The 23,030-nt window shown below is 61.3% G+C and carries 15 protein-coding genes and 1 tRNA gene; 3 read left to right on the top strand and 13 right to left on the bottom strand.

All coding sequences use genetic code 11. The features are described 5' to 3' along the window. Nucleotides 1-75 precede the first annotated feature (75 nt). The 6 genes from ASD70_RS18295 to ASD70_RS18320 all read right to left on the bottom strand — a co-directional run bounded on the left by ASD70_RS18295 (nt 76) and on the right by ASD70_RS18320 (nt 11,219). Nucleotides 76-963, bottom strand: coding sequence for a transglutaminase family protein (locus ASD70_RS18295; protein WP_046070656.1), 888 nt, complete (start codon nt 961-963; stop codon nt 76-78). After that, nucleotides 963-3,449: a circularly permuted type 2 ATP-grasp protein gene (locus ASD70_RS18300; protein ID WP_056847097.1), complete on the bottom strand. Its 2,487-nt coding sequence runs from the start codon at nt 3,447-3,449 to the stop codon at nt 963-965. The genes ASD70_RS18295 and ASD70_RS18300 overlap by 1 nt, the downstream gene beginning before the upstream one ends. Before the next feature lie 156 nt (nt 3,450-3,605). Then, nucleotides 3,606-6,896 carry a transglutaminase family protein gene (locus ASD70_RS18305; RefSeq protein WP_056847098.1) on the bottom strand — a complete coding sequence of 1,097 codons (3,291 nt, stop codon included), beginning with the start codon at nt 6,894-6,896 and terminating at the stop codon, nt 3,606-3,608. A gap of 431 nt (nt 6,897-7,327) precedes the next feature. Continuing rightward, nucleotides 7,328-7,786: a hypothetical protein gene (locus tag ASD70_RS18310; protein WP_056847099.1), complete on the bottom strand. Its 459-nt coding sequence runs from the start codon at nt 7,784-7,786 to the stop codon at nt 7,328-7,330. Then, on the bottom strand, nt 7,783-8,703 hold the full coding sequence (locus ASD70_RS18315; RefSeq protein ID WP_046070652.1) for a hypothetical protein: 921 nt from the start codon (nt 8,701-8,703) through the stop codon (nt 7,783-7,785). Before ASD70_RS18315 ends, ASD70_RS18310 begins: the two co-directional genes overlap by 4 nt. A gap of 212 nt (nt 8,704-8,915) precedes the next feature. Then, nucleotides 8,916-11,219 (bottom strand): YgiQ family radical SAM protein, encoded by a 2,304-nt coding sequence (locus ASD70_RS18320; protein WP_046070651.1) that lies wholly within the window; start codon nt 11,217-11,219, stop codon nt 8,916-8,918. Between the two features lie 213 nt (nt 11,220-11,432). Here ASD70_RS18320 and ASD70_RS18325 point away from each other — a divergent pair, with 213 nt between their 5' ends. Then, nucleotides 11,433-13,409, top strand: a complete 1,977-nt coding sequence (locus tag ASD70_RS18325; protein ID WP_056847100.1) for a dermonecrotic toxin domain-containing protein — start codon at nt 11,433-11,435, stop codon at nt 13,407-13,409. Continuing rightward, on the top strand, nt 13,406-15,424 hold the full coding sequence (locus ASD70_RS18330) for a hypothetical protein (RefSeq protein ID WP_156382928.1): 2,019 nt from the start codon (nt 13,406-13,408) through the stop codon (nt 15,422-15,424). Before ASD70_RS18325 ends, ASD70_RS18330 begins: the two co-directional genes overlap by 4 nt. Nucleotides 15,425-15,431: 7 nt before the next feature. On the opposite strand, the gene dnaB is transcribed toward ASD70_RS18330, so the two are convergent. The 7 genes from dnaB to rnr form a co-directional block, all read right to left on the bottom strand. Beyond that, nucleotides 15,432-16,829 carry a replicative DNA helicase gene (dnaB, locus tag ASD70_RS18335; protein ID WP_003188079.1) on the bottom strand — a complete coding sequence of 466 codons (1,398 nt, stop codon included), beginning with the start codon at nt 16,827-16,829 and terminating at the stop codon, nt 15,432-15,434. 111 nt (nt 16,830-16,940) lie between these two features. Beyond that, nucleotides 16,941-17,387: a 50S ribosomal protein L9 gene (rplI, locus tag ASD70_RS18340; protein ID WP_003171376.1), complete on the bottom strand. Its 447-nt coding sequence runs from the start codon at nt 17,385-17,387 to the stop codon at nt 16,941-16,943. 18 nt (nt 17,388-17,405) lie between these two features. Next, nucleotides 17,406-18,299, bottom strand: a complete 894-nt coding sequence (locus tag ASD70_RS18345; protein ID WP_043047864.1) for a hypothetical protein — start codon at nt 18,297-18,299, stop codon at nt 17,406-17,408. Nucleotides 18,300-18,335: 36 nt separating this feature from the next. Beyond that, on the bottom strand, nt 18,336-18,566 hold the full coding sequence (gene rpsR / locus ASD70_RS18350) for a 30S ribosomal protein S18 (protein WP_002551829.1): 231 nt from the start codon (nt 18,564-18,566) through the stop codon (nt 18,336-18,338). Nucleotides 18,567-18,594: 28 nt separating this feature from the next. Continuing rightward, nucleotides 18,595-19,017 carry a 30S ribosomal protein S6 gene (rpsF, locus tag ASD70_RS18355; RefSeq protein ID WP_003236224.1) on the bottom strand — a complete coding sequence of 141 codons (423 nt, stop codon included), beginning with the start codon at nt 19,015-19,017 and terminating at the stop codon, nt 18,595-18,597. Between the two features lie 310 nt (nt 19,018-19,327). Next, complete coding sequence (gene rlmB / locus ASD70_RS18360; RefSeq protein ID WP_021493242.1) at nt 19,328-20,083, bottom strand: 23S rRNA (guanosine(2251)-2'-O)-methyltransferase RlmB; 756 nt, start codon at nt 20,081-20,083, stop codon at nt 19,328-19,330. Continuing rightward, nucleotides 20,080-22,713 (bottom strand): ribonuclease R, encoded by a 2,634-nt coding sequence (rnr, locus tag ASD70_RS18365; protein WP_056847102.1) that lies wholly within the window; start codon nt 22,711-22,713, stop codon nt 20,080-20,082. Before rnr ends, rlmB begins: the two co-directional genes overlap by 4 nt. 225 nt (nt 22,714-22,938) lie before the next feature. Here rnr and ASD70_RS18370 point away from each other — a divergent pair. Continuing rightward, nucleotides 22,939-23,025, top strand: a tRNA-Leu gene (locus tag ASD70_RS18370). Nucleotides 23,026-23,030 lie beyond the last annotated feature (5 nt).

Raw genomic sequence — 23,030 nt, forward strand, 5'->3', positions numbered from 1 at the left:
CGAAAGGCGTTAACGATAACGCGGAGTGCCTGACTCACCGCGGCGCCCTCAGGTTCTTCGCGAGCAAGCTCGCTCCTACAACGGCATCACCGTCACCCGCACCTCCGGGTCATGGCTACCTCCCCCCAGAATCACCCCCCGCAACGGCGACACATCAGAGAAATCCCGGCCCCAGGCCAGGGTGATGTGCTCCAGTGCCGGCTGTACATTATTCGTCGGATCAAAATCCACCCAGCCTGACTCCGGGCAAAACACCGAGACCCAGGCATGGGACGCGTCGGCGCCGATCAACCGTGGCTGGCCGGGCGGTGGCTGGGTCAGCAGGTAACCGCTGATATAGCGTGCCGCCAGCCCGCGCGAGCGCAGGCAGGCGAGCATCAAGTGGGCGAAGTCCTGACACACCCCTCGCCGCCGCTCCAACACCTCCACCAGCGGCGTGGCGACCTGAGTGGCTTCGGCATCGAAAGTGAACTCGCTGAAAATCTTCTGCATCAACGCCTGTGTGCCCAGCAGCAAGGGCTCGCCGGGCGGGAAGCAGCTTTCGGAGAACTCGACGAAGGTTTTCTTCAAATGCACGTAGGGCGATTCGAAGCGATATCGACAGGCTTCGATCAGTTGCTCTGCCATGGGCTGGCTGCTGTAGGTCAAGCTGTCGCGAGTCTGGTCCCAGGCCGGCGATTGCTGGAAATCCAGCGCAGGCCGCGCCAGCACTTCCACGGTCAGCGCCGCATTCACCAGCAATTCATCATGGGGCCGTTCGAACGCCAGGCGGGTGATCGGGTTGCCGAACACATCCAGCTCATCGCGACGCGAAGACGGCTGCGGGCTGATCTCCAGCTGTTGCCAGGTACAACGTTGCCAGGCACACGGTCGTGGCCATAAATGCGCCAGTTGCTGGGCCAGGGACACCGGGCTGTCGTAGTGGTAATGGGTATCGTGGAAAATCTGATAACGCGCGCTCATCACACCGACACCGTCTGCTGGCTGACATCGTCCACATGGGCAAAATGGCGCAGCGCCAGGCGATCGGACACTTGCCCACTTTCATCGGCGACCCTTTGCAACAGGTCGGCCAGGCCGTCCAGCGCAGCACGCACGCTGGCCTCGCCGAACAACGGGTTCTCCAGGCAGCCCAGGTCGAAGCGCGCCAGGCGCTCCACCAACGGCGCCAGGCCGGTTTCCCGCGGCACACCGAAATCATCATTGAGGCGACGCAGGGTGCGGCTCACCAGTTTCAACTGGAACAGCACCGCATGGGGGTTCTGCTCATCGAGCAACAACAGGTCGAGCACCGGGATCAACTGTGGTACCGCCAGGTAGCGCGAGCGATAGGTGATGCTGCTGTTGCCCAGTTCCAGCAACCACTCCAGCCCGGCCTGATCGAACACCGCCACACCACGCAGGAACGCTGCCAGGCTGCTGCTGAGAAACTGCAGGCGCTCGATACGCCGGCCCATCATCAAGAAACGCCAGCCTTCATCACGGGTCATGTCGTCCAGGGCAAACCCGGACAGCGCCGCCAGGGACATCACCAGGCGGTTGAGGAAATCCAGCAGCTCGCCAAAATCAGGGGTTTGGCTTTCCAGCTCCATGGCTTCGCGTTGCAGCTCCACCAGCGCCTGCCAGTTTTCCCGGGACAGCTTGCCGCGTACCTGGGACGCCGCCCACTGCAAGCGCTGCAAGTTGGCGCGCAGGCTCGAAGGCCAATCATCACCGAGCAAGGCGGCGAGCAGGCGCTCGGGCAGCTCCCCCTCCTCCGGCAGCAGGCGCAGGCTTTCTCCCAGTTCGACCGCTGCCTGCAACGCCAACGGATCATCGCCATCCACATAACGCGCCAGCACGATGCGCAGCCAGCGCGCACTGTCATCGCAGCGTTCGCAATAGCGGCCAAACCAGAACAGGTTTTCCACCACCCGCGACGGCAAATAAGGGTCGCGACGTACCAGGTCGTGGGCGCCAATCGCACGCTGGGCACGCCACTGTTCGCCGACGCTGGCACGTTCACCCAGCACCCAGGTGTCCTTGCTGGCGCCGCCGCGCTGCATCGATACCACTTCGGCATCGGCCTCGGCGGCCACACGGGTCAGGCCACCGGGCAGCACGCGATATCCCTCATCACTGGCCACCGCGTACACGCGCATGCCGATGGCGCGGTGTTGCAGATGGTCTTCCTCGGTATGCCACACCGGCGCCTGGGACAACTGCGCCAGCTCCTGGGCAACGTAGGCGTAAGGCCGAGCACACATACGCTCGGCCAGGGCCTGGCGTTGCTCATCGTTCAAGTCGCGACCAAACACCGGGGCGAAACTTTGCGAAGCAAATGCCGGCCTGATCAGCAGCTCCGGGAGTTTTTCCAGGGCTTCGGCCAGCACCGGCGCTTCACCGCACCACCAGGTGGCAATGGACGGCAGGATCAGCGCTTCATCGAACAGGAATTCGTTGATCTTTGGCAAGAAACCCAGCAAGCCTGGGGACTCCAACACGCCGCTACCCAGGGCATTGGCCACCAGCACGTTGCCTTGGCGCACGGCGTCGAGCAGGCCAGGCACGCCAAGGGCCGAGTCGGTACGCAGCTCCAGCGGGTCGCAGAAATCGTCGTCGAGGCGGCGCATGATCGCGTGGACCCGACGCAGGCCGCTGAGGGTTTTCAGGAACACTGTGCTGTCGCGCACGGTGAGATCGCCGCCTTCTACCAACGGGTAGCCGAGTTGGCGCGCCAGGTACAGGTGTTCGAAATAGCTCTCGTTGAAACGGCCCGGCGTGAGCAGCACGATCAGCGGTGGCTGGTCGTCGCCCGGTGCCTGGCGGGCCAGGGTTTCCTGGAGCGTGCGAAAGAAACCGGTGAGGTGCTGCACCTGCAAATCACGGTACAAGTCCGGGAACGCGCGGGACACGATGGTGCGGTTTTCCAGGGCGTAGCCGGCGCCCGACGGTGCTTGGGTACGGTCGGCGGTGACCCACCAGCGGCCATCCGGAGTGCGCGCCAGGTCCACGGCGTACAAGTGCAGGAATGCACCGTCGGGCGGCTGGATGCCCTGGCATGGCCACAGGAAGTTGTTATGCCCGAACACCAGTTCAGCGGGCAGCAAGCCTTCCTTGATCAGGCGCTGCGGGCCATACAGGTCGGCCAGCACCGCGTTGAGCAAGCGCGCACGCTGGGCAATGCCGGCCGACAGCTGCCGCCACTCATCGGCGGCCAGCACATGGGGCAGCAGGTCCAGCTCCCAGGGGCGATCAGCGCCCTTGGGGTCGGCGTAGACGTTGTAAGTCACACCGTTTTCCTGGATTTGCCGGGTCAGCAGCGCCTGGCGCTGGGCCAGTTGCGTGGGCGTGCTGCGTTGCAGGTGATCGAGCAAACGCTGCCAATGGGCACGCACCGCGCCGCTGGCGTCCAGCAGTTCGTGGTAGGTGCCCGCGGTGAGCGGGTAACGGTCGAGCAAATCGGACATGGAACGCTCGGCAGGGGCAAGGGAAGTCAGGTTAACTCAAATTCACTACGATCCAATGTGGGAGGGGGCTTGCTCCCGATGGCGGTGCATCAGTGACAAATGTGCTGACTGCACTCTGCTATCGGGAGCAAGCCCCCTTCCACAGTTGGCTCGCATTCATTCCTTATTTGTTGGAAAACGGCGTAAATCCAGGGTCATTGGCATTTCATCGTTCACCTCTACAACCGGCACCGGTCGCTTGCCCGGGCTATGCCCCAAGCGGAAAAACCGCGCCATCCGCCGGCTCTCTGCCTCGTTGGCATTCACCGGCAAGCTGTCGTAATTGCGTCCACCCGGATGCGCCACGTGGTATTGGCAGCCGCCCAGCGAGCGCTGCATCCAGGTGTCGAGCAGGTCGAATACCAAGGGTGCATGCACCGCGATGGTCGGTTGCAGGCAGTTGGCCGGTTGCCAGGCGCGGTAGCGCACGCCAGCGACAAACTCGCCGACGCGGCCGGTCGGTTGCAGCGGCACCGGGATGCCATTGCAGGTCAGCAGGTAGCGTTGCGCTGGCAGGCCAGTCAACTTCACTTGCAGGCGCTCCAGGGACGAATCCACGTAGCGTACCGTACCGCCCACCGCGCCCTCTTCGCCCAGCACATGCCAGGGCTCCAAGGCCTGGCGCAGTTCCAGTTCGATACCGCTGACGGCATAGTCGCCCACCTTGGGAAAGCGGAACTCCAGGTGCGCCGCGAACCATTCGGCACGCAACGGGTAGCCGGCCGCATTCAGTTCGACGATCACGTCGGCAAAGTCTTGCTCGATAAAATGCGGCAACAGGAAACGGTCATGCAACTCGGTGCCCCAGCGCGCCAGTTTCGGCGGCGCGTAAGGCTCGCGCCAGAACCGTGCGACCAGCGCGCGCAGTAGCAACTGCTGGGTCAGGCTCATGCGTGCATGGGGCGGCATTTCAAAGGCGCGTAATTCGAGCAAGCCCAGGCGGCCGGTGGCGCCGTCGGGGGAGTAGAGTTTGTCGATACAGAATTCGGCGCGATGGGTGTTGCCGGTCACATCGATCAGCAAGTTGCGCAGCAGGCGATCCACTAACCACGGCGGGCATTCCTCGCCCGGTGCAGGCATCTGCGCGAAGGCGATTTCCAGTTCATACAGCGCATCGTTGCGTGCCTCGTCCACCCTTGGCGCCTGGGAGGTCGGGCCGATGAACAGACCGGAGAACAAGTAGGACAGCGACGGGTGGTTATGCCAGTAGCTGATCAGGCTGCGCAGCAGGTCAGGGCGGCGCAGGAAGGGTGAGTCCTTGGGCGTCGCGCCGCCCAGCACAAAATGGTTGCCGCCACCGGTGCCGGTGTGGCGCCCGTCGATCATGAATTTCTCGGTGGTCAGCCGGGTTTGCCGGGCCTCTTCATAGAGGAATTCGGTGCGCTCCACCAACTCGTCCCAGGTGGCGGACGGCTGTACGTTAACTTCGATCACACCAGGGTCCGGCGTGACCCGCAAGTTGCTCAAACGCGTATCCGCGGGCGGCTCGTAACCTTCCAGCAGCACCGGGCAATGCAACTCTTCGGCGGTGGCCTCGATGGCGGCCACCAGTTCCAGGTAATCCTCGACGCGTTCCAGCGGCGGCATAAACAGGTACAGGCGCCCTTCCCGCGCCTCGGCGCACAGCGCGGTGCGGGTCAGCCAGTCAGCGGACTCATCGACCTTCGGCACACGCTCATCGCTCGGGGCCGGCTCGCCGTGGCTATGCAGTTGTTCGGTGGTCGGCAGGTCAGGTTGATCCTGATTAGGGTCGGTCGGGTGCACGAACGGATACTCCGCCGCCGTCACCCACGGTTGGGAAGCCAAAGGCAGGCGATAGCCCAGCGGCGAATCGCCCGGCACCAGGCGGCAGTGATTATCGCGCAGGTACCAGCGACCACTCTGCCAGCGGTCATTGGCCGCGGTGCGCGCCAGGGGCAGCACGTGGCCGATGACGTTACCCAGGCCCTGAGCGAAGACTTTGCGCAGGCGTTCGCGCTCCAGTTCGTCGCTCAAGCGCGGGTCCTGGGCGCTGACGTTATGCGGCAACGCGCCCTCGCGCCATAGGTAGTAGACGTTGTCTTCAAAGGCCGGGAACACAAAGCGCGCCGGCAGTTTCAGGCGTTCGGCGATGCTGGCCAGGAAGCGCCCTGCCATCGCGCCGTCAGCACCATAATCCTCTTGTTCATCGGCGATCAACGCACTGTTGTGCCAGATCGGCACTCCATCTCGGCGCCAGTAACAGTTAAGCGACCAACGCGGCAGTTGCTCGCCGGGGTACCACTTGCCCTGGCCGAAATGCACCAGGCCCGTGGGCGCATAGTGCCGGCGCAGGCGTTGGAACAGCTCGGCGGACAGGCGACGCTTGTCCGGCCCCAGGGCGGCCGTGTTCCATTCGGCGCCGTCAGGGTCGTCGATAGAGACGAAGGTCGGCTCGCCGCCCATGGTCAGGCGCACGTCGTGCTTGAGCAGGTCAGCGTCGATCTGTCGGCCCAGGGCCTGGATCGCCAGCCATTGCTCTTCGGTGTAGGGCTGGGTCACCCGTGGTGCTTCCCAGATGCGTTCCACCGACATCTCGTGGGCAAATTCGCACTCGCATGGCTCCACCAACCCGCTGATCGGCGCGGCAGAAGATGGATCGGGGCTACAGGCCAACGGGATATGCCCTTCACCGGCGAACAGCCCGGAAGTCGCGTCAAGGCCGATCCAGCCGGCGCCGGGCAAATACACTTCACACCAGGCATGCAGGTCGGTGAAATCGACTTCGGTGCCCGAAGGGCCGTCGAGGGCCTTAACGTCGGCGGTGAGCTGGATCAGGTAACCAGAGACAAACCGCGCCGCCAGCCCCAGGTTGCGCAGCAATTGCACCAGCAGCCAGGCCGAGTCGCGGCAGGAGCCGGAGGCGTTTTCCAGGGTGAATTCCGGGGTTTGCACGCCCGGCTCCATGCGGATCAGGTAGCCGATATCGGCGGCCAGGCGCTGGTTCAGCCCAACCAGGAAATCCACCGCAGGTAATGGCGTACGGTCGATACCGGCCAGGTACGCGGCGAATCTTGGCGTCAGCGGCAAAGTTTCCAGGTACGGCGCCAGTTCGCGTTGCTCATCGGCGGCGTAGCTGAACGGGATTTTTTCGGCATACGGTTCAAGGAAAAAATCGAACGGGTTGAACACCGCCATCTCGGCGACCAGGTCGACTTCGATGCGCAGTTCGTCCGTCTTTTCCGGAAAGACCAGACGCGCCAGGTAATTGCCCTGGGGGTCTTGCTGCCAATTAATAAAATGCTGCTCGGGCAGCACTTTCAACGCGTAGGACAAGATCCGCGTACGGCTATGGGCTGCCGGGCGCAAACGCACGATCTGGGGGCCGAGTTCGACAGCGCGGTCGTAGCGGTAGTGCGTAACGTGGTGCAACGCAACATGAATCGACACGGCGGCCTCCTGCGAGCCAGGGCATAAGCACAACGCGCGCAAGACTTATGCCAGGGCGGCGGTCATTGCGCTTTATCGTGGGACCCGGTGCAGTACAGCACCAAAACGGCGCCAACATACGTACCACGGTGCAAGAGCCGCACACATTTGTGGCGTCAGTGTGAGGATGGATGGTGAATCTACCCAATCAACGGGCTTTGCGCTTTGCGATTGCGGTTTGGCGCAGATGGCGTATCAGATGGCGTATCTCGGACAGTTTTTTGCGCATTTCGCGGTGGCGTTTGCTGTTGAGCAGCAGTAACCCCAACAGCGCAAATAGGCCACGCCAGCCATGGAAACCGCGGCTGAGCCGGAGAAGATCGCCATGAAAATCGTCCCCATGAATACGGGTAAATAGCGCGCCAGGAATCTGTTTAACGAAGGCGGCTCCTTCACATGCGACTACTCGATCTGAGGGTTGATTTGACAGACTGCCGAATGCGACGGATTTCCACGAGTTTCGTGCGCATCTCTCGTTGAACCTTGCTATTAAGTGTCAATAATCCGAGCAATGGGAATAACAGCGCCAACCCATAAAGAACTTTGTGAGGCCGGAATTGAACCATCGGAACGACAAACAGTAGACAGGCGACATAGATACCGACCATTACCCACACCCAGGAGGGTCGGCCCCGCAACATCATAAAGTTACTATGGACCGTCAACAGAATGAGCAGCGCCCCGACCAACATGATCTTGAGCCCCACTTGAGCCAGCGGCACATCACGAAAATAAGTGACGAACGCCAGCGCCACAGCCAACGCCAAAGAAAAATACGCAGCAAATACGCCGCCCATAAACGTCAGAAAGTATTGCCTGAAAAAGTCGCGTAGCGTCATTAACTCGTTCATTCGTTTATTTCCTCGTACAACCCTATCGCTATGGTATTGACGTTTCCGGAGTACGCACTCCCGCCAAACCCTATGCTTGCGCCCAGGACGTCTTTGATCTGGGTAGTGGTGCTGTGCTTGAGCTGCGTAGGGGTGAAACGCTTGGTGAGTTCACCCGACGCCTGCTTCAATTTGAGCATCTTCGCAGTCAAGCTGGGATGGTTGATGCTGAGTAGCTCTTTCGTGAGCTTGGCTCTTTCCTGGCGATTCAACCCGCGAAGCACGTCACGCAGACTCTTGCCCGTCGATGCTTTGGCGGCCCTGACCAGCTTGACCGTCGTCAGGGCCGAAGCGCTCACGCCTACCAGTGATACTGCGTCCAGCACAATGGAAGCATTCTGGTACCAGCCCTCACTGTCGAGCCAATCCTTTACCTCAGGCTTGGCGACCTCCAGCGCTGTCCGGGCAATACCGTTGAAACACTGAAGCGAACTTGCGCCGGCAGCCGCATACCCCACCACGACGATGACGGAACTGGCGCCGGCACTGAAAGGCACCAGAATTGTTCCACTGGCGATCGCAGCCCAACTAATGACAGCCCCAAAACAGGAGATTCCGGTATTCACGGCTTCGCCAATCAGTCGCGATTCTCGAGGATTGTTCACGACATGTTGAGCAAACTGCGTTGGCGCAATGTACTTCTGCGCTTCACGCAAAATGATGCGCTTGGGCTTGATGCTGCAGATGGGCTTGAATTCGCGCAGGGTAATGACGTTGAAGTCGGCGTCGATGTATACGACGCCTGCGCCAACGATACCTGGATCGGCGTCAATGGCCGCAAACAGCCGCGGCAGGTTGATCTGGCTTTCGATGCGCTGGCGCGCCATGAACTGGGAGCGGTTGGAGTCCATGCCGATGCCGGCCAGGGGGTTGCCCATGGGGTGTTCTTCCTTGAAAGGGTGGAGACTGGACTGACGCTATCGGGAGCAAGCCCCCTCCCACACTTTAATGTGTGAATACATTCAAAATGTGGGAGGGGGGCTTGCTCCCGATAGCGATCTAATGGGCGCCACCTTACCAAACAGACTCACCACCGACCAGAAAGCAAAACGCCAGCACGAAGCTGGCGTTTTGTAGGTTCAAGCAGCGATCAACGCGGTACCACCGGCTTGCGCGCAGGCTTGCCGCCTTTGCCCTTGGCCGCATCGGTGCGTTCCTTCGCCGCTTGCTTGTTACGCGCCTGGGCCGCTGCCTTGGCTTGCTCACGCTTGTCCCACGGGTTGCTGCCGTCGCTGCCACGGGGTGGCAGGCCGGTGTGCTGGGTGAGGATTTTGGTCGTGGTTTCCTTGGCGACCTTGTGGCTGCCGGCCGGCGTCGAGTTCTTGCGACGGGCGCTCTGGTAGCTGTCGGTAGCCGGCTGGTGCAGCGGGATCAACTGGTCCTTGCCCGGCCCGATCAGGTCGGCACGGCCCATGCGGGTCAGCGCTTCACGCAGCATCGGCCAGCCCTTCGGGTCGTGGTAGCGCAGGAACGCCTTGTGCAGACGGCGCTGCTCTTCGCTCTTGACGATGGTCACCGCGTCGCTCTTGTAGGTGACCTTGCGCAGCGGGTTCTTGCCCGAGTGGTACATCGCCGTGGCGGTAGCCATTGGCGAGGGGTAGAACGCCTGCACCTGGTCGGCACGGAAGCCGTTGCCCTTGAGCCACAGGGCCAGGTTCATCATGTCTTCATCGGTGGTGCCCGGGTGGGCGGCGATGAAGTACGGGATCAGGTACTGCTCCTTGCCCGCTTCCTTGGTGTACTTCTCGAACATGCGCTTGAACTTGTCATAGCTGCCAATGCCCGGCTTCATCATCTGGTTGAGCGGACCTTCCTCGGTGTGTTCCGGGGCGATCTTCAAGTAGCCACCCACGTGGTGGGTCACCAGCTCTTTGACATATTCAGGCGACTCGACGGCCAGGTCGTAGCGCAGGCCGGAAGCGATCAGGATCTTCTTCACACCCGGCAAAGCACGGGCGCTGCGATACAGCTGGATCAACGACGAGTGGTCGGTGTTCAGGTTCGGGCAGATGCCAGGGAACACGCAGGATGGCTTGCGGCACGCGGATTCGATTTCCGGGCTCTTGCAGGCTATGCGGTACATGTTCGCGGTCGGGCCGCCGAGGTCGGAAATCACACCGGTGAAACCCGGGACCTTGTCGCGGATCTCTTCGATCTCGCGGATGATCGACTCTTCGGAACGGTTCTGGATGATGCGGCCTTCGTGCTCGGTGATCGAGCAGAAGGTGCAGCCGCCGAAGCAGCCACGCATGATGTTCACCGAGAAGCGGATCATGTCGTAGGCCGGGATTTTCTCCTTGCCGTACGCCGGGTGCGGTACGCGGGCGTAAGGCATGCCAAACACGTAGTCCATTTCTTCGGTGGTCATCGGAATGGGCGGCGGGTTGAACCACACATCCACTTCACCATGCTTCTGCACCAGAGCGCGGGCATTGCCTGGGTTGGTTTCCAGGTGCAACACCCGGTTGGCGTGGGCGTAGAGCACAGCGTCGCCGCGGACTTTTTCCACCGATGGCAGGCGGATAACGGTCTTGTCGCGGGTCATGCGCGGGCTGGCCAGGATCTGCACGACCTTGGCTTCTTCCGGATCGTCCACCGGGCCTTTCTCTTGCTCGATGGCGCAGGCCTGGGTGTCTTGGGTATTCACATACGGGTTGATGATCTTGTCGACCTTGCCCGGACGGTCGATGCGCGTGGAGTCCACTTCGTACCAGCCCGCCGGTGTGTCGCGGCGAATGAACGCGGTGCCGCGCACATCGGTGATGTCTTCGATCTTGTGGCCCCACGACAGGCGCTGGGCCACCTCGACGATGGCGCGCTCGGCGTTGCCGTACAGCAGGATATCGGCGGTGGCGTCGATCAGGATCGAGTTGCGCACACGGTCCTGCCAGTAGTCGTAGTGGGCGATGCGGCGCAGGGAGGCTTCGATGCCGCCCAGTACGATCGGTACGTTCTTGTAGGCTTCCTTGCAACGCTGGCTGTACACCAGGCTGGCGCGGTCCGGGCGTTTGCCGGCCATGCCACCGGGGGTGTAGGCGTCGTCGGAGCGGATTTTCTTGTCGGCGGTGTAGCGGTTGATCATCGAGTCCATGTTGCCGGCCGCGACACCGAAGAACAGGTTCGGCTCGCCGAGCTTCATGAAATCGTCTTTGGACTGCCAGTTCGGCTGGGCAATGATCCCGACGCGGAAGCCCTGGGCCTCCAGCAGCCGGCCGATGATTGCCATGCCGAACGACGGATGGTCAACGTAGGCATCACCGGTGACGATGATGATGTCGCAGGAATCCCAGCCAAGCTGATCCATCTCCTCCCTGCTCATCGGCAGGAATGGCGCAGGACCGAAACATTCGGCCCAGTACTTGGGATAGTCAAATAACGGCTTGGCTGTTTGCATGACGGTGACCGGTGTTGAGATGAAAAATCGCGGGCGCGGAATATAGCACAAATTTTGACCAATTCCGACGGCAATGGTCGGCTTTAATCCTGGCCGTCTCCTACCCCGCCAGGCGCCCAGCTTTTGCGCACGCACGGGTAACAAGTAGATAACCTCCAGCGGCGAAAACCGTGGATAGGCTGGCCCCAAATAACGATGCATTTGGAGCCCCTGATGACCAGCAATCCCACACCTGCGTTTTCGACTCACGCAGGCTTTATCCGCGCCCAACTGCCGGCCTGGCTGACACTGGCGCCCGAGGAGATACGCAAGGCGCTGCGCGAAAGCCTGCTCAAGAGCAATCAGGCCAGGCATGATTTCAAGGAATATCTGCGCAGCCTCAAAAGCCCGGAAGCCTATGCGCGGCCCATGCTCAGGCAAGCCCTGCAACGCAAGTTTCCCGGCCAGCGGATCAATGAGTCCGCGCTCCTGGTGCGCAAATGGAAGCACCACCACGTGCTGGGCCTGGTCAAGACGGCCGCAGGCACCACGGAGCAGAGCCTGTTGGAGGTGGCGCTACAAAACTTCGAAGCAGACGAGGCCGAAGGCAAGGGCATCGAGGCCGGCTCGGGTATCTATACCCAAGCCGGAGGTGACCGCAAGCTTAGCTCCGTGACGCCGCAGCAATTGGCCAAACTGTGCCGCGACCTGGATATTGGCCGGTATTACCAGTACCACGTCGAACAGGTACTGGGCCCCACCCATACCCTGACCATGACCTCGTACGTGCGCAGGCTGTTTGTCGAAAAAGAAAGGCATAGCCTCGCGGTGTCACTGCACGTGGCGCGGCTGAACAATGTGCTTACCCAAGAACGCTATGAGCAGTTGCTCGCGCTGGTGCGCGACGGCAGCCATCCGCAGGTGCGCTGCAGTCACCTCACCCTCAATGCGGTCGTGCTGCCCAACGTGCTGGTGTTCGAATGGGGCAGTGAAAACCCGCAACAGTTGCTCTACGTACCGGAGGATCCGGCGGCCCCCTTGCGCTTGCACACGGACGCAGAAGACTTGAACCAGCAACTGGCTGATCGGCTGAGCAACACGCCCGCCTACCTGGCGTTTTTCAAGCACTTGGTGCCCTTGCGTCACCGAGAAACCCTGCTCGAGGTGCGACCCGCCTGGCGAGACTGGTTCTCCGTAGGGGCTACCGGCAGACTGATACCGGCCAGCCTGGCAAAACCCATGACGTATAGCGCCATCCGCGGCCATGTGTTCCTGGCCATTACCCGCCATCGCATCGAGCAAATCAAACAAGACGCACGCGCACTGGTAGTGCCCACCGCGGATGCGGACCTGGCCAGCCGGCAAAAGCGCTTGCAGTCCTATTTGGAGCTGGGAAAGTCGGTGCTGTTCTTTGCCGCTTCATTCGTGCCGATCGTCGGCGAGGTCTTACTGGCGGTCAGTGCGGCGCAGTTGCTCGGCACTGTCTATAACGGGTTTGCCGCCTGGAGCCGGGGCGACAGCGACGAAGCCCTCGAGGACCTGATGGATGTGGTGGACGCGGCCACTACCGCCGTCATCACCGCTGGCGCGGTCAAGGCGGTGGGGTTTTCCGCCGGTTTGGTCAAGGTCAGGCTGCGCGGCGGACGTGAACGCCTGTGGAACCCGGACCTTGCGCCTTACCGTCATCTGGAGAGCACCTTGCCCGGCGGGTTACCCGCCGATGCCGAGGGTGTGTATAACCACGCAGGGCAAGCCTATGTGAAACTCGACGACCGCCTGCATGCGGTCAAGCGCGACCCGGGCAGCCAGCAATGGCAACTGCAGCATCCCAGCGATCCCGACGCCTACACCCCACCACTGCACGGTAACGGCACCGGTGGTTGGCGGCATGCCCACGAGACACCACGGGCCTGGGACGACCTCAAGCTGATCAAACGCCTTGGGCCAGACGCCGCCAACATCACCCAGGCCCAGGTCGAGCCACTGCTGCTGGTGGGGGGGCCGACAGCAGCACCCTGCGCCGGGCGCACCAGGAATCGCTGCGCCCACCACCGCAGCTGCGCGAAACACTCAAGCAGTTCAACCTGGAAGAGGAGATCAACAGTTTCGACGCCGATCGCGCCGAAGGTTCGACGCTTACGCCCTGCACACCTTATATCCAGCTCCATGAGGTCTGCTCACTCCCCGAATGGCCCAGCGGACGGATGGTGAATATTGTCGATGAGCAGGGCAAGACCTTGATCAGCCTGGGCGGTGGCACACAAGCCATCAAGGTACCGCTGGCGCGTTTCAGGAAAGGTGAGTTGCTGTATTGCCTGGAGAGCGCACTGCCCACAACCGAATTCAACGAGCTGCTGCCCGCTGAGCCCGCCCCGCACCGGACCCATGTCGAGAACCTTGCCCAGCGTTTGAGCCAAACGGTACCTGAACATTCGCACCGTCTGTTTACTTGGCTGGAGCAGACCTTGAAGCAACCCGGCAGCGGCGTCGAGCAGGAGATCGGTAAGCTGGTCCCGGACTTGCCGGCAAGCCAGGTCGAAGAAATGGCCTCGGTACTCAGCCCCGAACAGCGTGGCAGGTTACTGCGTGAGAAAAGCCTGACCCGGCAACAACACTGGGAAGCCGACCAGTACCTGCAACAAGCCGAGGCCAGCCGGCTGCTCGCCAGCCTGCACCTGGAGTCAATGTCCACGCCGCAAACGCCGGAAATGATGCTCGCAGCCCTGGAACAATTGCCCGGTTGGCCCCTCTCCCGCCGCCTGGAAGTGCGCGACATCGGCACCAGCGGCCCGCTGTTATGCAGCAGCGGCACAGGCGACGCCAGCCAGCGCTTGCTGATCATCCGTGAAGGCCAGCACTATCGCCCACGGGATAGCCAGGGCCGGACGCTGGCCGAACCCAGTGACCTGCCCACTGCCATCAGCCATGTACTGCCGCCCACAGAGCTCGACGCCGTGCTGCGCCAAGCCCAGGAAAGCACCCTCAAGGAGGCCATGCGTAAATCCAGCCAAAAAAGTATGGCGCAGGGTTTAATCGCTAAGCGTGCACCGTTCAAACGCAGCGATTCGTTTCCCAAGCGGCACCGCATCGAACCCGCATTTGCCGACCCAGCCCCGCCTGCGGGGCTCACGCTGAGGGCGGACGGCATCTATCAGGCGCCCGTCCTGCCCGACGGCAGCTACCGCTATTACATCCTGGATAACGCCCGATACTACCGGGTGCAGGCCGATGACAGTGGTTGGCGACTGATCGACGCACGCAGCCACTTCAGGGCGTACCAGCCGTATCTGCGCAAGCACAGCGAGAGCGGCTGGGAACTGGACGGCACCGTCGCCACGCCATTCGGTGGCGTGCCAAGGCCTGACTTCGAAGGCACGGCGCCAAGCGACTCCAGCGAAACCTTTGTATCCGCCGAACCCGCCACTGACTATGAGTCGGCCGACGAAGGCGCCATCGTGTATACGGCGGACGAATTGCAGCACATGCGCTCATCCGCCAGCTACCAGCAAAGTGCCAATCATCTCGGCAGTTTCGAACGCGCCAACAATGGCCGCTACCCCTTGCGCGATACCGAGGGACAGCCGCTGCGGATCAAATCGATCCAGGCCACCGGCCGCACGAGAAGCGGCAAGGCCTACAGCAAGGCCCTGATCATGCCGTTCATTGAGTGGGAAGGCTTTGAGAAAGTCGCGGCGTTATATGACGAAAAATTAACGGTAACGCCCTTCACCGCCGCACATCAGAAGTTTCCCGAAGAAGCCAGCCTGCTCGGCCAGTCCACAGTGGTGACCACCAAGGCGATTGCCAAGGGCGAAGCGCTGGGGGTGTACGGCGGCGAGCTGGTGCCCTCGCGAATCGCCCAACAGCGTCGCGATCCCTATTTGCTGGATGTGCACACATGGGCGCAGCCTGGCGCGCAAGTAGGCAGCACGCAGACACCGAAAATGGTCAGCGCCTTTCTCAGTTTTTCCGGCGATAACGTACTGTCGCGGATTAACACGATGTTCGAGTACAGCAACGGTACACCGGTCAGGCAAGCCAAGACCGGCTACAACGTCGAAGACGCCAGGTTTATCGTCGATGTGCTGACCGCCGACCAGTCGCGGATGCGCCTGCGCCTGAGCGCCTTCTTTGCCACCGAGGATTTGGCAGCCGGCACGGAGTTACGCTGGGACTACGGTTATGACGAAAAAATGATCAAACAGCTGTTCAGCAAGGCAAATTGACGGCGGGCTACTCATCGTCGTCGAAGTTGTAGCTGCCCGGTGCCAGGTTCTCGAAACGGGTGTACTTACCAATGAACGCCAGGCGGATAAAGCCGATGGGCCCGTTACGCTGCTTGCCGATGATGATCTCGGCGATGCCTTTGTGCTCGGTCTCGGGGTGATACACCTCGTCGCGGTACACGAACATGATCACGTCGGCGTCCTGCTCGATCGCTCCGGATTCGCGCAAGTCGGAGTTTACCGGGCGCTTGTTGGGCCGTTGTTCCAGGGAGCGGTTGAGCTGGGACAGCGCCACCACCGGGCAGTTGAATTCCTTGGCCAGGGCTTTGAGGGACCGGGAGATTTCGGAAATTTCGTTGGTGCGGTTGTCACCGCTGGAACCCGGGATCTGCATCAACTGCAGGTAGTCAATCATGATCAGCGCGATGTCGCCGTGTTCACGCACCAGGCGGCGGGTACGCGCACGCATCTCGGATGGGCTGATACCGGCGGTGTCATCGATGAACAGCTTGCGGTCGTTGAGCAGGTTGACCGCCGAGGTCAGGCGCGGCCAGTCGTCGTCTTCCAATTGGCCGGAACGCACCTTGGTCTGGTCGATGCGCCCCAGGGACGAAAGCATACGCATGATCAGCGATTCGCCTGGCATCTCGAGGGAGTACACCAGCACCGCCTTGTCGCTGCGCAGTACGGCGTTTTCCACCAGGTTCATCGCAAAGGTGGTTTTACCCATGGACGGACGGCCGGCGACGATGATCAAGTCGGACGGCTGCAGGCCGCTGGTCTTTTCGTCGAGGTCGGTGTAGCCGGTGGAAATACCGGTAATGGCGGCATCGGTGTTGAACAAGGTGTCGATGCGGTCGATGGCCTTGGTCAACAGGTCGTTGACGCTGACCGGGCCACCGGTCTTGGGCCGTGCCTCGGCGATCTGGAAGATCTGGCGCTCGGCCTCGTCAAGAATCTCGGCGGCGGTGCGGCCTTCGGGGTTAAAGGCGCTGTCGGCGATCTCGGTACTGATGCCGATCAACTGGCGCAGGGTGGCGCGCTCGCGGACGATCTGCGCATAAGCTTTGATGTTGGCGACGGACGGGGTGTTTTTCGCCAGTTCACCGAGGTAGCCCAGGCCGCCAACCTGGGAGGTTTGGCCTTCCTTGTCCAACTGCTCGGCCAGGGTCACCACGTCGATCGGTGAGTTCTGGTCGGCCAGCTTGGCGATGGCGCGGAAGATCAGGCGGTGGTCATGACGATAGAAGTCGCCGTCCGAGACTTGATCCAGCACGCGTTCCCAGGCGTTGTTGTCCAGCATCAAGCCACCGAGCACGGCCTGTTCGGCCTCGATGGAATGCGGCGGCACCTTCAGGGCAGCGGTTTGCAGATCGTATTGCTCAGGAGCGGAGATTTCGTTCATGGCCACTTGAAATTTGGGGGTGTGTAGAAAAACAAAAGGCACGACCTGTAAACAGGATCGTGCCCGATGTTAACCGGCTGACACGCGAGGTGCCAGTCAGTTAGGTGCGACTTAAGCTGCTACCACGACAACGCGTACGGTGGCTTCAACTTCGGCGTGCAGGTGCACGGCTACGTCGAATTCGCCTACGTTGCGGATGGTGCCGTTCGGCAGACGAACTTCGCTCTTCTGCACTTCAACGCCGGAGGCGGTCAGTGCATCAGCGATGTCGTGGGTGCCGATCGAACCGAACAGCTTGCCTTCGTCACCGGCGGTGGCAGTGATAGTCACTTCCAGCTCAGCCAGTTGGGCAGCGCGAGTTTCGGCCGAAGCTTTTTTGTCTGCTGCGGCTTTTTCCAGCTCAGCGCGACGCTCTTCAAACGCAGCCAGGTTGGCAGCGGTTGCAGCGGTGGCTTTGCCGTATGGCAGCAGGTAGTTACGACCGTAGCCGGCCTTAACGTTCACTTTGTCGCCCAGGTTGCCCAGGTTGGCGACTTTTTCCAGAAGGATCAGTTGCATGTGAAAATCCTCTAACTTTTAACCTTCACCGTTCGCGTTATCGGCGTCTTTCGATGCCAGACGACCGCGAAAATCAATCAGGCCGTCGACAATGGCCAAGACCACGAGTAACGGATAGATCAGCTGCATGAACAGCAACAGCGTGACGTACAACCCCACCAGCCAGAACCTGGCCAGGCGCTTGCGCGCAACCAGCCCATGGATCAGGGCCAGCCCGGCAAACACCAGCGGTACGCTGCAAATCGGCGCCAGCAAGGCCATCTGTGGGCCGAAGTTCGGCCCGACAACCATGCACGCCAGCAGCAACATCGCCGGCCCCGCTGGGATTCTGATACTGCGAAACTCGCGACCAAAACCACCCGGGTTGTACAACAACGCCTGCCAATAACGCCCAAGAATCAGGCTCAGCACGCTGACGACCTGCAACAATGCCGCAATCAGGCCGGTCAGGACCGGGGCAATCAGTGACGCAAACCGCGCTCGCTCATCTACCGACAACTGCTGGTAGAGATCCCCGAGGGCCAGCGGCAGGATCTTGACGATTTCCTGCGACAGCGCCTCGATTTGCGGGCGGAAAGCCGCGCCAAGCATCACTGAGTACACCAACCCCAATGCCACGCTGACCAGCAGCGTGCGGACCCAGGACTCACTTGCGCGCAGAACCAACGCAAGGCTCGATGACCCCAGCAGTACCAGAAGTACCCGTGGATCACCCATTTGCAGCCACCAGATCAAGGCCGGCAACAAACCCAGGGCAAGAACGCCAAGGGCGTCCTTCAAACCGCGCCGCAGCAGCACAAGGCAACCCGCGGCAGCACCCAACCAATAAAGCAACGGCAATGCCGCACAGCCAGCCACTACCAGAGTGGCCTGCACACGACCGCGCATGATGAACTCAGCTAAGGCGCGCATGCATTCAATCCCTTACTACTTGTCGACTGCCCGGTCTCAGCGGCCGTGGCTGTCGGTGTAGGCCAGCAGGGCCAGGAAGCGGGCGCGCTTGATAGCGGTGGCCAGCTGACGCTGATAACGTGCTTTGGTACCGGTGATACGGCTTGGAACGATTTTGCCGGTCTCGGATACGTAGGCTTTCAGAGTGTTGAGATCTTTGTAATCGATCTCTTTCACGTCTTCAGCGGTGAAGCGGCAGAATTTACGACGACGGAAGAAACGTGCCATTTGATAGGCTCCTTAAAAGGTCCGTGGATTACTCGTCAGCGTTATCGCTGTTGTCGCTGTCATCACTATCAGCGCTATCAGCGCCTTCGTGCTCAGGACGGTCGCGACGCTCACGGCGCTCACTGCGGTTCTCTTCAGCCTTGAGCATCTCGGATTGGCCGGTAACGGCTTCTTCGCGACGGATGACCAGGTTACGGATCACTGCATCGTTGTAGCGGAAGTTGTCTTCCAGCTCGGCCAGGGCCTTGCCAGTGCACTCAACGTTCAGCATCACGTAGTGAGCCTTGTGAACATTGTTGATTGCGTAGGCCAGTTGACGACGGCCCCAATCTTCCAGACGGTGGATTTTGCCGCCGTCTTCTTCGATCAGCTTGGTGTAACGCTCAACCATGCCGCCGACTTGCTCGCTTTGATCCGGGTGGACCAAAAAGATGATTTCGTAATGACGCATGAATGCTCCTTACGGGTTGTAGCCTGCCGCTCAAAAACGGTCAGACAAGGAGTGAATGACACTTATGGATCTTGCCGCAGGGGAGGCACATGCGTGCCTGCCAGGAAGGCAAGGGGCGCAATTGTAGAGAAGGGGGAGAAGCGGCGCAAGGTGATTGGTGATTATTTGAACAATGGTTACTGACACCGGAAGCCAATGTGGGAGGGAGCTTGCTCCCGATAGCAGTGTGTCAGCCAAACATCAGCTGACTGATACACCGCAATCGGGAGCAAGCCCCCTCCCACATTTTGATTCTGTGCCAGGCTCAGAATTACTTCTTGGCCTTGACCTTGGCACCGCGCTGGCGCTGAGCTTCAAACAAGCAAACACCCGTCGCTACCGATACGTTAAGACTGCTGACACTACCGGCCATCGGCAAATGCACCAGGTAATCGCAATGCTCACGGGTCAGGCGACGCATGCCTTTACCTTCGGCGCCCATGATCAGGATGGTCGGGCCGGTAAGGTCCTGGTCATAAATGCTGACCTCGGCCTCGCCTGCCGTACCCACGACCCACAAGCCACGCTGCTGGAGTTTCTCCAGGGTACGCGCCAGGTTGGTCACGGCCACCAGCGGAATCACTTCCGCCGCGCCGCAGGCGACTTTACGCACGACTGGCGTAAGGGTCGCTGACTTGTCCTTGGGCACGATCACCGCCAGCGCACCGGCAGCGTCCGCCGAACGCAGGCAGGCGCCGAGGTTGTGCGGGTCGGTCACGCCGTCCAGCACCAGCAGCAGTGGCGCGCCTTCGGTACGGTCGAGCAACTCGTCGAGCATCGCTTCGCCCCAGACCTGGCTTGGGCTGACGTCCGCCACCACGCCCTGGTGTACGCCTTCGACCCAGACGTCCATTTCACGACGCTCGGCCTGGCCGATGGCCACCTTGTTTTGCGTGGCCAGCTCGACAAGCGCCTGTACACGCGGCTCGCTGCGGCCTTCGGCCAACCACACCTGCTTGACGCGCTTGGGATGGTGACGCAGCAGTGCTTCTACGGCGTGCACGCCGTAGATTTTTTCCAGACTCATGACTTGGCCCTAGGTTTGCGCGACCCGCCGCTCTTCGCGGGGGCCGAACCCGCTTTGGGCGGGCCTTTACGGTGTTTACTCGGCTTGCTCGACGGTTTTTCCGCCCCTTGGGACTTTCCCCCAGGCGCCGCTTTACCACCGCTTTTGGCTTCGTTGAGCAACTGCTGCTTCAACTCGCGACTCTTGCGCAACTCGGCATTTTTCGCCGCGGCATCACTTGGGCGGTAGGCTTCTGGAGCCTTGTCCTTGGCAGATGAACGACGACCGGCCTTGGCCGGTGCAGGTTCGGCGACTGCCGCTTTCGCAGGAGCCCCTTTGCCCTTGGCAGTCGGCGCCGCGGTTTCGCTGCCACGTTTCTTACGGCCAGTCGGCTCTGCGGGCTTGTCAGGCATGCCGAAGTCGATCTTGCGCTCGTCGAGATCGACGCGCATGACCTGCACTTCCACGGTATCGCCCAGGCGGAAGCTGCGCCCGGTGCGCTCGCCCGCCAGGCGGTGATGCACAGGGTCGAAGTGGTAGTAGTCACCCGGCAAGGCGGTGACGTGCACCAGGCCCTCGACGTAGATGTCGGTCAGCTCGACGAACAGGCCAAAACCGGTCACGGCGGTGATCACACCCGGGAACGTCTCGCCAACCCGATCCTTCATGAACTCGCACTTGAGCCAGTTCACCACGTCGCGGGTGGCTTCGTCGGCGCGGCGCTCACTCATGGAGCACTGCTCGCCCAGTTGTTCCAGGGCCGCTTCGTCGTACGGATAGATCCGTGCCTTCGGAATGGTCATGGCACCGGCGCGCTTGACGTGCGGGGTGTTCTGCTTGGAGTGGATCACGCTGCGGATCGCCCGATGCGTGAGCAGGTCCGGGTAGCGACGAATCGGCGAGGTGAAGTGGGTGTACGCCTCGTAATTCAAGCCGAAATGGCCCTGGTTGTCGGCGCTGTATACCGCCTGACTCAGGGAACGCAGCATCACGGTCTGGATCACGTGGTAATCCGGACGGTCCTTGATGCTGGCCAGCAGCGCCTGGTAATCCTTCGGCGTCGGGCCGTCCTTGCCTTTGTGCAGGGACAGGCCAAGCTCACCGAGGAACGCACGCAGCTTTTCCAGGCGCTCCGGCGGCGGACCGTCGTGCACCCGGTACAACGCTGGAATTTCATGCTTCTTCAGGAACTCGGCAGTGGCCACGTTGGCCGCCAGCATGCATTCCTCGATCAGCTTGTGCGCGTCGTTACGGGTGGTCGGCGTGATTGCGGCGATCTTGCGCTCGGAACCGAAGACAATTCGGGTTTCCTGGGTTTCAAAATCGATCGCGCCACGGGTATGGCGGGCGCCCAGCAAGACCTTGTACAGCGCGTACAACTGCTTGAGGTGCGGCACCACGTCGGCGTATTCGCTGCGCAGGGCCTTGGCTTCGCTGGTCTTCGGTGTTTCCAGGATGGTGCTGACTTTGTTGTAGGTCAGGCGTGCCTGGGAGTGGATCACCGCTTCGTAGAATTGATAGTCGGTCATCTCGCCGGTTTTCGAGATGGTCATCTCGCACACCATGGCCAAGCGGTCGACTTTCGGGTTCAGGGAGCACAGGCCGTTGGACAGCTGCTCAGGCAGCATCGGGATCACGCGCTCAGGGAAGTACACGGAGTTGCCGCGCACCTGGGCTTCGTTATCCAGGGCCGAACCGATCTTCACGTAGCTGGAGACGTCGGCAATCGCGACGAACAGCTTCCAGCCGCCGGAGAACAGGCGCAGCTTGCCCGGCTTGGCTTCGCAGTAGACCGCATCGTCGAAGTCGCGGGCATCTTCGCCGTCAATGGTGACGAACGGCAGGTGACGCAGGTCGATGCGTTTTTCTTTGTCTTTGTCTTCGACTTCCGGCTTGAGCTTGGCGGCTTCCTTGAGCACCGCATCAGGCCAGACGTGAGGAATATCGTAGGTGCGCAGCGCGACGTCGATTTCCATGCCCGGCGCCATGTAGTTGCCGACCACTTCAACGATATCGCCCTGGGGCTGGAAGCGTGCAGTCGGCCAATGGGTGATCTTCACCTCGACGAACTGGCCGACCTTGGCGGCGCCATTGCGGCCTGGCGTGATCAGCACTTCCTGCTGGACCTTCGGGTTATCCGGTACCACAAAGCCGATGCCGCCTTCTTCGAAGTAACGGCCGACGATGGACTCGTGGGCACGGGACACCACTTCGACGATCACGCCTTCACGGCGACCGCGACGGTCCAGGCCGGAAACCCGCGCCAGGGCACGATCGCCGTCGAACACCAGGCGCATTTGCGCGGGGCTCATGAACAGGTCGTCGCTGCCATCGTCCGGGATCAGGAAGCCAAATCCGTCACGGTGGCCGGCGATGCGGCCAAGGATCAGGTCGAGCTTGTCCACCGGCGCGTAGGTGCCGCGGCGGGTGTAGATCAGTTGCGCGTCGCGCTCCATGGCGCGCAGGCGGCGGCGCAGGGCTTCGAGCTGGTCTTCGGTGGTCAGACCGAATTCTTCGACCAACTGCTCGCGGCTAGCAGGCGAACCACGATCGGCGAGGTGCGCCAGGATCAGTTCGCGGCTAGGAATAGGGTTTTCATATTTTTCCGCTTCACGAGCGGCCTCGGGATCGAGGGACTGCCAATCGGCCATTAGAGAGTTTTCACCTTGTCTATATGCGGGTTAGTTTGGCATACGCGTATTGAAACGGGAAATTTCAGGTATCAACAAGCGTTTAAAAGCCCTTTGCGACCCCCGGCGCGCACCTTGCACGACCACTGGCGAAATTTTCCAGGCTTTTTTCATGGCAGGGGTTTACAGCGTAAATATCGCTCCGTATAGTGCGCGCCATCGACGACGGCAACGTTGTCAGATAATGCCCAGGTGGTGAAATTGGTAGACACGCCAGCTTCAGGTGCTGGTGATCGCAAGGTCGTGGAAGTTCGAGTCTTCTCCTGGGCACCAAATTC

The organism is Pseudomonas sp. Root569, from assembly GCF_001427465.1.
Lineage (GTDB): Bacteria > Pseudomonadota > Gammaproteobacteria > Pseudomonadales > Pseudomonadaceae > Aquipseudomonas > Aquipseudomonas synxantha.